The organism is Terriglobales bacterium, from assembly GCA_035567895.1.
GTDB lineage: Bacteria > Acidobacteriota > Terriglobia > Terriglobales > Acidobacteriaceae > Gp1-AA112.
The window spans coordinates 377,199-390,959 of record DATMPC010000058.1 but is presented as its reverse complement, the minus strand read 5'-3'; the positions used below and the strand labels follow the sequence as shown (position 1 = coordinate 390,959).

Annotated in this window: 12 protein-coding genes and 1 other RNA gene; 5 read left to right on the top strand and 8 right to left on the bottom strand. The window is 55.3% G+C overall.

The genetic code is table 11. The annotated features are described in order from the left end of the window. Window positions 1–164 precede the first annotated feature (164 nt). From VNX88_12670 to glnD, 3 genes are all read left to right on the top strand, one after another. Window positions 165–1,589 (top strand): ammonium transporter, encoded by a 1,425-nt coding sequence (locus tag VNX88_12670; protein ID HWY69514.1) that lies wholly within the window; start codon window positions 165–167, stop codon window positions 1,587–1,589. 177 nt (window positions 1,590–1,766) lie between these two features. Continuing rightward, window positions 1,767–2,111, top strand: a complete 345-nt coding sequence (locus tag VNX88_12665) for a P-II family nitrogen regulator (protein HWY69513.1) — start codon at window positions 1,767–1,769, stop codon at window positions 2,109–2,111. Window positions 2,112–2,381: 270 nt separating this feature from the next. Continuing rightward, window positions 2,382–4,979, top strand: coding sequence for a [protein-PII] uridylyltransferase (glnD, locus tag VNX88_12660; protein ID HWY69512.1), 2,598 nt, complete (start codon window positions 2,382–2,384; stop codon window positions 4,977–4,979). A gap of 359 nt (window positions 4,980–5,338) precedes the next feature. Here the strand turns inward: glnD and ssrA are convergent. Next, window positions 5,339–5,708: a transfer-messenger RNA gene (ssrA, locus tag VNX88_12655) on the bottom strand. Window positions 5,709–5,795: 87 nt separating this feature from the next. Then, window positions 5,796–6,659, bottom strand: coding sequence for a M48 family metallopeptidase (locus tag VNX88_12650; protein ID HWY69511.1), 864 nt, complete (start codon window positions 6,657–6,659; stop codon window positions 5,796–5,798). A 161-nt stretch (window positions 6,660–6,820) separates the two neighbouring features. On the opposite strand from VNX88_12650, the gene VNX88_12645 reads away from it, so the two are divergent. Next, window positions 6,821–7,048: a hypothetical protein gene (locus VNX88_12645; GenBank protein HWY69510.1), complete on the top strand. Its 228-nt coding sequence runs from the start codon at window positions 6,821–6,823 to the stop codon at window positions 7,046–7,048. Further along, window positions 7,049–7,675 (top strand): DedA family protein, encoded by a 627-nt coding sequence (locus VNX88_12640; GenBank protein ID HWY69509.1) that lies wholly within the window; start codon window positions 7,049–7,051, stop codon window positions 7,673–7,675. It abuts the gene before it with no gap. Window positions 7,676–7,714: 39 nt separating this feature from the next. Here the strand turns inward: VNX88_12640 and hisC are convergent, their stop codons facing one another. The 6 genes from hisC to VNX88_12610 form a co-directional block, all read right to left on the bottom strand. Then, a complete protein-coding gene (gene hisC, locus VNX88_12635; protein HWY69508.1) occupies window positions 7,715–8,845 on the bottom strand; it encodes a histidinol-phosphate transaminase in 1,131 nt (376 codons plus the stop codon). A gap of 40 nt (window positions 8,846–8,885) precedes the next feature. Next, complete coding sequence (locus VNX88_12630; GenBank protein HWY69507.1) at window positions 8,886–10,196, bottom strand: pseudouridine synthase; 1,311 nt, start codon at window positions 10,194–10,196, stop codon at window positions 8,886–8,888. A 49-nt stretch (window positions 10,197–10,245) separates the two neighbouring features. Further along, window positions 10,246–11,037, bottom strand: a complete 792-nt coding sequence (gene scpB, locus VNX88_12625) for an SMC-Scp complex subunit ScpB (protein HWY69506.1) — start codon at window positions 11,035–11,037, stop codon at window positions 10,246–10,248. 69 nt (window positions 11,038–11,106) lie between these two features. After that, window positions 11,107–11,913 carry a segregation/condensation protein A gene (locus VNX88_12620; protein HWY69505.1) on the bottom strand — a complete coding sequence of 269 codons (807 nt, stop codon included), beginning with the start codon at window positions 11,911–11,913 and terminating at the stop codon, window positions 11,107–11,109. A 5-nt stretch (window positions 11,914–11,918) separates the two neighbouring features. Continuing rightward, complete coding sequence (trpS, locus tag VNX88_12615; GenBank protein ID HWY69504.1) at window positions 11,919–13,034, bottom strand: tryptophan--tRNA ligase; 1,116 nt, start codon at window positions 13,032–13,034, stop codon at window positions 11,919–11,921. Further along, on the bottom strand, window positions 13,034–13,714 hold the full coding sequence (locus VNX88_12610) for a site-2 protease family protein (GenBank protein ID HWY69503.1): 681 nt from the start codon (window positions 13,712–13,714) through the stop codon (window positions 13,034–13,036). Before VNX88_12610 ends, trpS begins: the two co-directional genes overlap by 1 nt. Between the last annotated feature and the right edge of the window lie 47 nt (window positions 13,715–13,761).

The following is a 13,761-nucleotide window of genomic DNA, read 5'->3' as shown; positions in this document are numbered from 1 at the left end:
CGCTTTACGCGAAAGTTCGTCTTGAACAAGCCTCGCCCAACAAACTGTTCCCAATCGCAAATAAGAAAAAGTGATGGTAAGAATTAAAAGTTTCAATCTCAGAACAATGAGCGGAAAAAACCTTGTCACAGTAAGCTGAGTCATCTTGCCGCGAGGATTCGCGAATGAACAGGCGTCTTTCAGGCAGTACCCTAATGGCTTTTTGTCTTGGTTTGATCCTGCTTGCGAGCGGTTCACATCTCGCGGCACAAGCATCCCCGGCGGCAACGGCTGACAAAATTGCCCAACTTGAATCGCAGGTAAAGAACGCCCAATCATCGGCGGACAACGCATGGATGCTGGTTAGCGCTGCCTTGGTGCTGTTAATGACCGGTCCCGGCCTCGCGCTCTTCTACGGCGGGCTGGTACGCAAGAAGAACGTGCTTGCCACCATGCTCCAGAGCTTCGCGATGATGGCACTTGTCACGGTGATCTGGGGCATTGTGGGCTACAGTATCTCATTTGGGTCAGGGAACAGCTTTGTCGGAGGGCTGCACAACGTCTTTCTTCACGGCGTGGGAATACAACCTGACACCGACTACTCGGCTACGATCCCGGCGCAGACCTTCATGGTCTATCAATTGATGTTCGCAATTATTACTCCCGCTCTTATCACCGGCGCCTTTGCCGAGCGAATGAAGTTCAGCGCGATGCTTCTTTTCATGACGCTTTGGAGTTTGGTCGTATACGCGCCGATGGCCCACATGGTCTGGGGCAAGGGCGGATGGCTGAACGCAGCCTTGGGCGGACGCTTTCCCAGTTTGGACTTTGCCGGCGGCACCGTTGTGCATGTTACTTCAGGTGTCTCGGCGCTGGTCTGCGCCGCGTATCTCGGGCGCCGACTTGGCTATCCCAAGGAGCCGATGCCTCCGCACAGCGTGGTGTTGAGCTTCGTTGGAGCTTGCCTCTTGTGGGTTGGATGGTTCGGTTTCAATGCGGGAAGTGCCTTGGCTGCCAGCGGCCTGGCTACTAGCGCTTTTGTGAACACGCATTTTGCGGCGGCTGCCGCGGTGATTGGATGGGCTGCCGCAGAGTGGTTGCGGAACGGGAAGGCCAGTGCATTGGGCGCGATTTCCGGCGCGGTGGCCGGACTAGTGGCGATTACGCCTGCCGCGGGCTTCGTTACGCCGATGTCATCGCTGATTATTGGCTTAGTTGCCGGCGGCCTCTGCTATTTCATGGTCGCCAAAGTGAAGACTTGGTTTGGATATGACGACTCGCTCGATGCATTCGGCGTACATGGCGCCGGCGGAACCATTGGGGCGATCTTGACCGGAGTGTTCGCGACCAGCAGCATCAATCCGATTTACCACAACGCGCATGGCGACGTGCTTCCCTCCGGAGTTGTCGACGGCAATTGGGCTCAGTTAGGGAATCAGTTTGTAGCAATTCTGATTGCATGGGTGCTTGCGATTGTGGGAACGTTCGTCATTCTCAAGGTCGTGGATCTACTTATCGGCTTGCGTGTCTCAGCCGATCACGAAGTGCAGGGACTCGATCTGAGTCAGCATGGAGAAGAAGGCTATTATTGGGAGCTTTCCGCTTCATGAGCGAGTTTCGGCACCCAATGTCCGGAGTCTATCGTGGCTTGAACCCAGCACTAACCCCAGAAACTGTTATCCCCCGCGCAAAAAACGCGCGAGGGATGACAGTTTCAAGATATTTTCGCTAGGAACAGTTGGAAAATACCCATTCTGTGCAATCCCTATGTTTTGCACGAGGCATACATGTCGATGACAAAGGTCGAGGCAATTATCCAACCCTCTAAATTAGAGCCGGTGAAAGAAGCGCTTCTCGAGATCGGTGTTGAGGGCATGACGATCATCGAGGTCCGCGGTCACGGCCGGCAGAAGGGACACACCGAAATCTATCGCGGACGAGAGTACACCGTCGATCTGTTGCCGAAGATCAAGCTCGAACTCGTGCTCTCCGATGAAATGGTAGAGCGCGCGGTGCAAACCATCGTCTCCGTAACACGTACCGGTCGCATCGGCGACGGCAAGATTTTTCTTTCGCGTATCGACGACGCGATCCGCATTCGCAACGATGAGCGCGGCGTGACGGCGTTGTAGAGGATCCAGTCGCATTTGTTTTAGGGAAGGGCACGGATTCGATCCGTGCCGATGCGTGAATTAGGAGCTGTCATCCTGAGCCCCTATTTTGGGCGAAGGATCTCCCGCGATGTATCGGCCTCGAATGCACTCTCCTGGCTCTTAGGCAAAGGAACCTTGAGTGCACGGTGAAAATGCCACGAAACGGCAAGTAAGTCCGACACATTCCGGGAGATCCTTCGCCCAAAATAGGGGCTCACGATGACAGATCTTGTGACACACGGCGTAGCCATGTCAGTCCTTTTGTCCACCAGCGAGGTGCGTGAAACGTATGAAGACGGACTGGCCGCGCTGCGGAAAGATTTCGAGACCTCCGGGAATGGAAGCGCCGTTGTCCACGGGCGTTCGCAGCTTGTAGATGAAGTAATCGGCCGCTGCTACCAACGTCTTGTCGAGCAAGGCTCTGTTCCTTCAAATTGTGTGGCCATCGTTGCACTTGGAGGCTACGGCCGAAGCACACTCTTTCCTCACTCCGATGTTGACCTGCTCTTCCTTTTCAAGGACGCAAAGGAGGAAGCCAGCTACAAGGACGCGCTCAGTCGTGTCTATCTCGATCTGTGGGACCTCAAAATTCGAGCGAGCGCCACCGCGCGCACTGTCACGGAATGTGGACGATTTGATCCCGAGAACATGGAATTTACGGTTTCCATGCTCGATTCGCGCTTTCTGTTGGGAGATCAAGAATTGTTTGAGCGGGTTCGCGCCAAGACTTTGCCCAGCCTTCTGCGCAAGTCTGGCCGCACGCTGCTGGCCCGAGTGGCGGAATCGGCGCGCTCGCGTCATCACAAGTTTGCCAACACCATCTACCACCTTGAGCCCAATGTTAAGGAAGGGCCCGGTGGGCTTCGCGACTATAACCTGGCTTGCTGGCTCGCTTTGGTGAGTCAATTTCTTCAAACAAACACTTGGCCGGACGAGGGATCCTTGTTCGAGCCGCGCTTGCAGTCAGAGCTACATTCGGCGGTAGAGTTCTTGTTTTCTCTTCGTGCCTTCCTCCATTACCGCAACGGACGCGATGACAATCTCTTGTCCTGGGAAGCGCAGGATGCCGCAGGGGCGAACGGAGTTGGCATTGGTCGGCACGCGATGCAGACGGCGCAGTGGATGCGCGCGTATTTTCGCAATGCGCGGCTGGTGGCGGGAGCTTCCATTCAACTACTGGAAGAGCTGCCTGCGAAGAAAGCATCATTAACAGCGAGTCTGAGTGGATGGCGCTCGCGTAGGTCGAATGGCGAGCTGTCGGTTGTGGCCGGCGCGATCGTGCTGCCGAAGGGATATGCGACGACCGAATATCCGGCCCTGCTGAACGTCTTCGATCGCATGGCCAGAGAGGATGTGCGACTCGGCATTGATGCCCAACGCGCCATCAGTCAGGCGCTTCCGATCCTTAATGCCACTGAAGCCAGGCAATCGCTTTGGCCGTATCTTCGCCGCATTCTTACCTCAAGGCATGCGGCGGCCGCGTTACGCGCGATGCGAGATTGTGCGCTGCTCGACGCTTTAATACCAGAGTTCAAGCTGATCGATGCTCTGGTAATCCGCGACTTTTTTCATCGTTACACGGTCGACGAACATTCGTTTCTCACCATCGAAACCATCCATGGCCTGCGTGATGTCACCTCGGAATGGAAGCGGCGATTTGCGGAGATTCTCAATGAAATTGAAAAGCCCGAGCTGCTGTTCTTGTCGTTGCTCCTGCACGACATTGGGAAGGGAATCGAGGGCGACAACCATGTGGCTGCGAGCCTCACATCTGCGCGCGAGGTGCTCGTTCGTCTTGGATTACTGCCCGAAGAACGAGAAGCCGTCGAATTCCTGATTCAGAACCATCTGGAAATGTCGGCGGCGATGCGTAGAGATGTGTTCGAAGCAAAAGTGGTGGGTGCGTTCGCTGAAAGAGTCGGCACGCCCGAGATGCTAAAAATGCTCACGCTTCTCACGTTTGGCGACATCTCGTCGGTGAATCCAGAGGCGATGACCGAATGGAAGGCCGAAAACCTTTGGCACGTCTACGTTGCAACGTCGAACTTCCTCAATCGCCACGCGGATGAAGAGCGAGTTCACGGCCGTCTGGATCAGGAGTCGGCAGCCAAGTTTAAGACTCTCCCAGCGCTCCTAATCAAAGACTTAGAGTCATTTCTTGATGGATTACCTCAACGCTACTTGAGGACCTACGGAAGCGAACAGGTCCTAAAGCATCTTGAACTTGCATCGAGACTCTGGCAGCAACCCGTTCAGCTCGTCCTGGCTCCTCATCGCAATCTCTATGAGCTCACGGTCGTGACCAAGGACAAGCCTTTTCTGTTCGCCACGCTCGCTGGAGCGCTTTCAGCCTGGGGCATGGAGATCGTCAAGGCCAATGCCTTCTCCAACAGTAAAGGCACGGTCATCGACTGCTTTTACTTTAAGGATCGCTTTCGCACTCTCGACTTGAACCCTTCGGAACATGAGAGGCTAAAGAAAGACATTTCGGAAGTAGTGAGCGGCGGCCGTTCGCTGGAGCACCTGATCCGCGCGAGATCGGGCTTCAAAGGCACAAATCGCGTACGAGTGAAGGTAGAAACCAGAGTCACAATCGACGATGAGTCGTCGGCTCATAGCACGTTGCTCGAGGTGGTGGCGCAAGATCGTCCCGGACTGCTGTATCGCATGGCCGAGGTGCTCGCGGAGCTGAAGTGCAACATTGAAATCGCTCTCATCGACACGGAAGGCGAGATGGCGCTCGACGTCTTCTACTTAACGTCAAGTGGGGGCAAGCTGCCGCAGTCGCTGCAGGATTCAGTGCGCAAAGCTCTACAGGAAAAGCTCCAGCACCACGGACAGGTATAAGAGGGGTAGCCCGTAAGGTTAACCTCGTTATGATACCCAATTCGGGAACACGAGTCAATGGCTTTGTTACTTCGCGACTCTGATGTCGGCCCATTCTGGGAACATTCAGGTTAGGCGAGCAACGGATAACAAGTTCACAACTTCACTGCTTATTCACTGTTCCGTCAGAGATACGAAGTCCGGCGATTCTTATAATTGATTGCCCGGAAGAGAGTTGCGGGAAATTATCCGTTGCTCGCAGATCGCTCTTCAGAAATTCACTGTTAGATTCGCTGATATTTTCACTGTTATCCATAATCAGCGAATTAGCTGACTTGGCTTGGTGTTCTACAAGTCGACGACCAAATTTGGGAAGGGAATGGTGGAGGCGGCGGGAGTTGAACCCGCGTCCGAAAATGTTACTGGCGAAGAGACTACATGCTTAGTCGCGTTCATGCTCCCGTACTTCTACGGGAACGTTCGCGATCGGCGCTCAGAGCGGACAAGAAACGCAAATCGCTAGTCCGATGATCTCGCCTCCGGCACTCGGACCGCGCGCCGGAGACCAGCCCGCTAAATGACGTCCTTGGGAGGCCCGCGGGCGCAGCCACCTAGGACGGCTACTTAACTAAATTAAGCAGCGTATGCCATCTGTTGATTGGCAATTGTTGTTTTGCACGCGATTACGGGTGTGTGCACCCCGGCATGCCTCTCAGCCGCAAGCACTTCCGTCGAAGCCGTGACGCCCCCGGATTGCTGAAGCTGGCCCAACCAGCATCTCTGCCGATCAGGCAAATTCAATTATATAGATGCTCCGCTGCCCCAAAGGCCTCAGCGCTACTGTTTTTGCGGCTGTTGCTGCTGCTCTGCCGGCTGCTTCGGAGGCGGTTCCTTGATTGCGCCCGCAACCTGCTTCATGCGCTGGAATTGCCCGGTCTGATAGGTGTAGCTCTGGCGAGGCATTTTGGCGACTTCCTTCTGAATGGCCGCCTGCCGATTGCCGGGGTTCGGATGATCGGAGAAGAATTGCGGACCGCGCGCGCCGCCATCCGCTTCCAGCTTCTGAAAGAACTTCGCCATTTGGACTGGGTCGTAGCCCGATTCGGCCATCAGGTGCGAGCCAAGCAGGTCTGCCTGACTCTCAGCTCCACGTGAGAATTTGAGCAGGACACTGTTTGCTCCTAGTCCAATTCCTAATTGCGCGAGCTGGCCCATCATGGATCCTCCGGCCATCTGGGAGCCGAGAACAGCAGGTAGCTGTATCATCTGCGATTTCGTCGCTTGATTTGTCCCGTGACGCAGAATAACGTGCGACATCTCGTGTCCCATGACTCCGGCCAGTTGCGCCTCGTTGTCGACAGCTTTGAGCAAGCCGCTGTTTATAAACATCGGTCCACCGGGCAGGGCGAAGGCGTTAATCGATGGATCCGCGACGACTTCGAATGTGAAAGGGAAGCCGCTGTCTCTTGCTTCCTGCGCATTCGCTAGTCGCTTGCCAATGCTATTGACGTATTGGTTGAGAAAGGGATCCTTAACCATCGTCATCTGTTTGCGCACCTGCGCGGCGGACTCCTGTCCAACCTGGACATCCTGCTCTTTCGAAAACAAATTGAAGCCGGGTTTAAATTTCGTTGACCCCTGACCCCACGCCACCGCCATAAACAAAACACACATTCCGACGATTTTTTTCGTTCGTCTCATCGGTACCTCCCCAAAAAGTCCACACCGTGTAACAGATTTCTCTTGCCACTTAATCTGAGAATTCTTGCAATGTTCAGATACTTAGGCAATTCCGAAGGTTGCCGTTACGTGAGTTCGGTGGGGGAACGAGAAGAGCGCGGTTGTTCTGATATCTTGAATTTATGCCCGTGAAAGCGATTCAGCTTGGCCAAGTGTGGCGCAACGACGAGAACGGATCCAACTACCTGGTGACCAAGCTCTATAACGAAGTCTTCACGCAATTCGCGATCCTGCGCCAGGCGGATGCCAACGCCGCGAACTCCGATACCATCCGAGTGAAGGTTCAAAAGGGTTCCGACGGCGCAACCCTACCCGGCTACACCTACACTCAGGACGCGCAGGACTTCTGATTGGTCGAAAATCTAATCGCAAAATTAGGGCTATTCGTCATCTCCGTGATCTCCTCGATGGGATATCTCGGCATCGTGTTGCTGATGGCAATTGAGTCCGCATGCATTCCATTGCCGTCAGAAGTAATCATGCCGTTTTCCGGCTACCTCGTTTACACCGGCCAATTCAATTTGTGGATAGTCGCATTTATGGGCGCCCTTGGCTGCAATGTCGGCTCTGCTGTTGCGTATGAGATTGGGTACTACGGTGGACGTCCGCTCGTCGAACGCTATGGCTCTTACATTTGGCTCTCTGAGGCCGAACTTAATTGGGCTGATCGTTTCTTCGCGAAGTTCGGCGATTGGACTGTGCTCATCAGCCGCATGCTCCCAGTGATTCGCACGTTCATAGCCCTTCCGGCGGGCATCGCTCGCATGCCTCGCTTCCGATTTCACATGTACACCTTCGTTGGCTCGTTCCCGTGGTGTTTGGGGTTAGCGTACTTGGGAATGAAAGCCGGCGAGCACTGGAACTATCTTGGAAAATACTTCCACCAGTTCGACAAGGTAATTGGGGCGATCATTCTGATTGGAATTATCTGGTTCGTCTGGACACGTTGGCAGCATCGCGTCCGCGTCGCTCAGTGAGTCTGCGCTTCTGTAATTCGGCTTGCGATGGCGGATGGTCTAGTGGGCATTTACCGGTCGCAGGGCGCGCGCGACCGCGTCGATCAACGTGCGGTTCTGGTCGGGCGTGCCAACGGTTATACGTAATGCGTTAGGGATACCCCAAGGCGCGAGGCTGCGGACGATGCATCCTTCGTTTTGAATGCGTCGTCCAAGTTGAGTTGGATCTTCGGACGTCTCAAGGTATATGAAATTGGCGGTCGTGGGCACAACGCGAAAGCCGAGATCCTGTAAACGCGGAGTTAAGTACTCCACGCCTTCACTATTGCGCTCCACTGAAAGACGAATGTGGGCTTCGTCCTTGAGGGCAGCAATAGCGCCGGCTTCACCTACGGTGGAAACCGAAAACGCAGTTCGCATCTGGGCGAGATAGCGCAGCATCTGCGGATCGCCGACGCCGTAACCAACTCGCAGTCCTGCCAATCCGTGCGCTTTAGAGAAGGTCCGCAACACGATTACATTTTGGCGGCCTTTCCTCACCCAATCGATCGAGCGCGAATAGGTTTGATTTTTCCTGCGCGAATGGAACTCTCCGTAGTCGGAGTAGGCTTCGTCGAGAGCGATCATCACGTGAGCTGGCACGCGCTCAATGAATCGATCAAGCTCGTCCGCAAAGAACATCGTCCCAGTCGGATTGTTTGGGTTGGCAATGTACACGACACGCGTATCTGGAGTGACCGCTGCAGCGATGGCATCAAGGTCAAATCCGTCGTTCCGGGTTGGAACTTCGATCAGCCCCCCGCCCGCTGCACACGTGACGATTGAATAAATGATGAAGGAGCACTTACTGGTGACGGCATTCAGTCCTGGAGCAAGCAGAGTCCGGGCAAGAATATCGATCAGGGCGGTTGAACCATCGGTGACGAGAATCTGCTCCGGCTCGACGCCGTGGTGCTCAGCCAGGACGAGACGCAAGTGGTTGGCGTCGTTGTCAGGATAAAAATTGATTGCCGTTGCTGCCTGTCTGATGGCTGCGATTGCCAGCGGCGACGGCCCGAATGGGTTCTCGTTCGACGCCATTTTTATGCAGCGGATACCGCTCTCGCGTTCGGCCTGGCGCACCGGTTTGCCCGGCACATACTTCGACAGCGCTCGTATGTGAGCCGGTACAAAATCTTCAATCTTTTTCATCAATTCGCTTCAGGAGAGGGTCAAAGAACTTGAGAGTGTATCAGGAACGTCCGCGGCGTGGCCCGTTGCCCGACCGCCTCGGGTTACCTGCACGACCAGGCGATTTAGACCAGCGCTTGCCACCGGCGCTTGGTCCAGAACGCGGGGACTTCGATCGTTGACCAAAGCCTTCACGTGCGTTTCCAGCGCGCTCTGGACGTTTGAAATTTTGACGATCCCCACGGCGATTCTCGAATGCTGGTCGATCACCGAATGTGCCTCTACTTCTCCGCGGTCGGTCGGAGAATTCTCCGGTACGTTTGTCTGGGCGAGGTCGATCGGAGAATTGCTTCGGCCGTTCACGGCGACGATCATCCGGCTGCGATGTGAAGCTCGCGGGCCGATCCCTGCGCCCGGCAGCGCGCCGCGCAGGATCGTAGTTCGGTCGAGGCTTTCTGAATTCTCGCCCCCGCTGTTCGCGATCACTGCCGCTGTCTCGTTCGGCGAATCGCGGTGCACTTTCATTTCGGTCCGCACGCGCTGGCCGCTCAGTCCGCTCCTTGAAGGGGCGGCGAGGCGCTCCATTGGCTTCGCGCCTGGGACGCTTGTCGGCGCGCTCGAATCGAGGGATCTCGCGCGGTTCCGTCGCGTGCTGTAACTGCGATACTTCTCTGGGTGTCAGAACTCGTGACTCGCCGGGTGGCAAATCGAGCTCGAGCGGCCCATAGCGAACGCGGCGAATCTTTTCTACGTGGTGTCCGACTTCCTCGAACATCTTCCGAATTTGCCGGTTGCGTCCTTCGTGCAGAGTGACCTCGAGCCAGGGATTGTCCGCTTCTTTGATCACGCGAATCTGCGCCGGAGCGGTGCGCACTCTCCTTTTTGGGTCGCGCTCTTCCGCGATCGTAACTCCGCCACGCAATCGCCGGAGCTGGTCTTCTGCCGGTTGTCCAGCGACTTTGACCAGATACGTCTTAGGAATGTGTGAGGCGGCCTTCATCAGCTTGTGGGCAAGGTCGCCGTCATTCGTGAGCAGCAACAGGCCTTCGCTGTTGAAATCGAGCCGTCCGATTGGATAAAGGCGCGCTTTGCTACGAACAAGCTCCATCACCGTAGGGCGGCCCTCAGGATCGGATACCGTGGTTACGTATCCTCTGCGCTTGTTGAGAACTACGTATTCGTGGCGCTCGGCGCCCTTGAGAAGCTGGTTGTTGACGCGAATCGAATCAACATTGGGATCGGCCTTGCTGCCGAGCTCCGTGATCGTAGTACCGTTAACGCTCACCAATCCTGACTGAATGAGCTCCTCGGCTTTCCGGCGAGAGGCAATCCCAGCCGCAGCAATGATCTTTTGGAGGCGTTCAAGGGGCATGGGTACTTTCTTACAGGATGGTAGAGACGTCCGCCTCGGCGGACTGTGCCTACGATGCTGCCTGAGTGTCTACGTGGTCGTCCGGTGTGGATGCTTCTTGTTGATCTGCGACTTCGCCGACGGAAGCATCTGCAGCGCCGTTTGTCTGGGCGTCACCTTCAACAAGAAGATCGCCCTGTGCGGCCGAAGTCAGCTTCTCAAATTCCTCAATGCTCGGAAGTTCGTTTATGTCATTAAGGCCGAAGCGCAGCAGAAAGTCCTTCGTGGTCTTGTACAGAATTGGGCGGCCGATTACCTGCTTTCGTCCGGCGGTCGTGATGAGCTTGCGTGAGATCAGATTGGCAAGCACTCCGCTGCAATCGACTCCACGGATTTCGCTAATTTCAGGTGCGGTGACCGGCTGTTTGTAAGCGATTACGGCCAGCGTCTCCAGCGCTTGCAGGGATAGTCGAATTGGCGGTTTCAGGCCCTTGGCAAATGAGCGGACTACGTCGTGATGCTCCGGCTTGGTCGACATGCGGTATCCGCCGGCCACCTGCCGAATCTCCATGCCGTGCTCGGGTGCTTCGTATTCCTTGATGAGTTCTTCCAGAACTTCCCGCACACGTCGCTGGCTGCGCTGGCGCTGTTGTTTGGCTTCCTGCTTGGCATCGGTAAGGACGAGATGCGGTTCTGGTTGATGCTCGTCGCTCTCGATGGCGTCCACTGATGGCGGCGCCTCGGAGGATTGTGATCCCAGGTTTGCGGAGATCTCGTCTTGGAGTACAGAGACGATCTGCTCGATTGTGACGGGCTCTTCAGCAGCGTAGATAATTGCTTCGAGTTTTGCTTTAAGGCTCATGGATGGCTCATTGTGCAGCGTAGAGACGAGTCCGCCTCGGCGGACGTCGCTACCATGCTGCGGAATTATCTACTTCCAATCATCTCGAACGGCCGCTGCCTCGCCCATCACGGCTTCGAAGTTCTCGTGTTTCTTGATTAGTATCTCGCCAAAGACCGCCTCCTGCCGCAACAGAATCGCCTGCAGACGCACAAGTTCCAACAGGGCAAGAAAGGTACACACCAATGCGTTCCTGGATTGCATCGGCTGCAGCAGGCGTTTGAGACGCAGTGGCTTCTCTTCGAGTAGCAGCCGTCGGCGTAGATAGTCGATCATTTGCGCGACAGTGACAGCATCCTGATCGACCTGAATGATGGGACGCTCGCGGAGACGATCAAGAATCTGCTGGAACGTGCGCACCAGGTCGACGACATCCGCGGCCAGCTCCGGCTCTGCTCCTTCATCTTCCTTGAAGTCCTTGAGCGCAGGATTGCTCCAGACTGCTTCTTCAATTTGCTGCTTCTGCAAGAGCATCTGTGCTGCGCTCTTAAACTTCTCGTGCTCGAGCAGACGCTCGACTAGCTCGTTGCGCGGGTCTTCCTGGGCCTCAGCGGGAGCATCGGGATCGCGCGGCAGAAGCATCTTCGACTTGATATGGATGAGCATGGCAGCCATGTAAATAAACTCGGCCGCTACATCCACATCGAGCTGCTTCAGACTCTCAACGTATCCCAGATATTGCGCTGTGATCTTCGCGATTGGGATGTCATAGATGTCGATGTCCTGCTTGCGAATCAGATCGAGTAGAAGATCCAGCGGCCCTTCGTAGACCGTGCCCACACTGACAGCGAAAGGGAACTCGCTGGGTTCGCGGTGGATGGTGGGCGTCTCAGACATGAAGGTTACTGTGCGGCTCCTTCGACTGGCGCTTCATAATGTTTGGACATTTTCATCGCAATGCGAACTTCTTCCATCGTAGCCTCGGCGACTCTGCTGGCGCGAGTGGCTCCATCTTCGAGCAATTCCCAGGCTTCGCGAGGATTCTGTTCATAATGCCAGCGTCTCTCCTGCATCGGATTCAGCACTGATACCAGTGCATCGGCAGCCCAAGTCTTGCACTCAATGCAGCCGATGCTGGCACTGCGACATCCAGCGTATACCTTTTGCAGTGTATCTCTGCTGCTGAAAATTTTGTGCACATCTCCGACTGGGCACACGTCGGGATTGCCCGGGTCAGTGCGCCGCACTCGCGCCGGATCGGTAACCATCGTCTTCAGCTTTTGACGAACTACTGGCTCGGGATCGCTCATGAGAATCGAATTCCCATACGACTTCGACATTTTGCGTCCATCGGTGCCCGGGAGCTTTGGCGATGGAGTGAGTAGAGCCTGCGGTTCGGGAAAAACGTAAGTTCGCCGAGGATCGGAATCGCCGGGCTTCACGAGTCGCGGATAAAAGCCATTGAAGCGCCGCGCAATCTCGCGCGTGATCTCGATGTGTGGAACCTGGTCTTCGCCAACCGGCACGAACTCAGCCTGATAGATCATGATGTCGGCCGATTGCAAAAGGGGATAGCCAAGGAACCCATAAGTATTCAGGTCCTTGTCGCGAATATTTTGCTGCTGCTCCTTATAGGTGGGAACCCGCTCCAGCCAACCTAAGGGCGTGATCATCGAGAGCAACAAATGCAATTCCGCATGTTGCGGCACGTGCGATTGAATGAACATCGTGCACTTCTTCGGATCGAGTCCTGCGGCTAAATAGTCCAGCATCACTTCGATCGAGTTCTGTTTCACACGAGAAGTGTCCGCATAGTCACTCGTAAGCGCGTGCCAGTCTGCTATGAAGAAATACGAATCGTAATTTTCCTGCAGTTTCACCCAATTCGCGAGCGCGCCAACATAGTTGCCGAGATGCAATTTGCCGGTAGAACGCATGCCGCTCAGGATGCGCTGCTTGCGTCCGGAGGCTGTCTGGTTCGATTTGGGAATAGAAGTTTGAGAAGAGGCCTGATCCATCAAAGTCTCATTAGGTTGTTTCTGAAGATGTCCATCGCAGGTCCGAGCAGAGGCCCGAGGAACGGTACTTTCAGGAGCACAAGGATCCAAAGGATCGCGATTCCTGCCATATCAAACATGCGGCGGACTCCGTCCGGCAGAAAGTGACGCAATACGTGACTGCCGTCGAGCGGAGGCAAAGGAATCAAGTTGAAAATGCCGAGCAGCACGTTGATGAAGATGCCTTCGTACAGAATTGCTGCGAAGGGCGTGATGACAGAGCTTGTGTCGAGCGTTCCGCTGGAGACGATGTCCTGAACAACGCGGTGCCCTGTAGCCGACGTCTTCGCGATAATTCCCAGCAGAACAAAGCAGCCAACGGCAACGATGAAATTGCTGACGGGACCTATCAGAGACGTAAGGATGTCATCGCGCACCAGATGCTTGAAGTTTCGCGTGTCAACTGGCGTTGGTTTTGCCCATCCGAGCAGCGGAGCTCCGGTGATTGCAGCGATCAGAGGCAGCAGGATTGTGCCAAACAGGTCGATGTGTTTAATCGGATTGAGGCTGATGCGGCCCAGCATCCGCGCCGTAGGATCGCCAAGCCGATTTGCCATCCACGCGTGCGCCGACTCGTGCACGCTGATGGCGAAAAGAAAGACGATGATGTCGAAAACGACGACTACAGCATGCAAATTCATTGCGGAAAGTTGATGTTAACAGGGTATAGGGGACAGGGAACAGGGGA

Bases quoted from the DNA above. Each gene is read 5' to 3' on its own strand.
- VNX88_12670 (HWY69514.1), top strand. From the start codon at position 165: ATGAACAGGCGTCTTTCAGGCAGTACCCTAATGGCTTTTTGTCTTGGT.
- VNX88_12665 (HWY69513.1), top strand. From the start codon at position 1,767: ATGTCGATGACAAAGGTCGAGGCAATTATCCAACCCTCTAAATTAGAG.
- glnD (HWY69512.1), top strand. From the start codon at position 2,382: ATGTCAGTCCTTTTGTCCACCAGCGAGGTGCGTGAAACGTATGAAGAC.
- VNX88_12650 (HWY69511.1), bottom strand. From the start codon at position 6,659: ATGAGACGAACGAAAAAAATCGTCGGAATGTGTGTTTTGTTTATGGCG.
- VNX88_12645 (HWY69510.1), top strand. From the start codon at position 6,821: ATGCCCGTGAAAGCGATTCAGCTTGGCCAAGTGTGGCGCAACGACGAG.
- hisC (HWY69508.1), bottom strand. From the start codon at position 8,845: ATGAAAAAGATTGAAGATTTTGTACCGGCTCACATACGAGCGCTGTCG.
- VNX88_12630 (HWY69507.1), bottom strand. From the start codon at position 10,196: ATGCCCCTTGAACGCCTCCAAAAGATCATTGCTGCGGCTGGGATTGCC.
- scpB (HWY69506.1), bottom strand. From the start codon at position 11,037: ATGAGCCTTAAAGCAAAACTCGAAGCAATTATCTACGCTGCTGAAGAG.
- VNX88_12620 (HWY69505.1), bottom strand. From the start codon at position 11,913: ATGTCTGAGACGCCCACCATCCACCGCGAACCCAGCGAGTTCCCTTTC.
- trpS (HWY69504.1), bottom strand. From the start codon at position 13,034: ATGGATCAGGCCTCTTCTCAAACTTCTATTCCCAAATCGAACCAGACA.
- VNX88_12610 (HWY69503.1), bottom strand. From the start codon at position 13,714: ATGAATTTGCATGCTGTAGTCGTCGTTTTCGACATCATCGTCTTTCTT.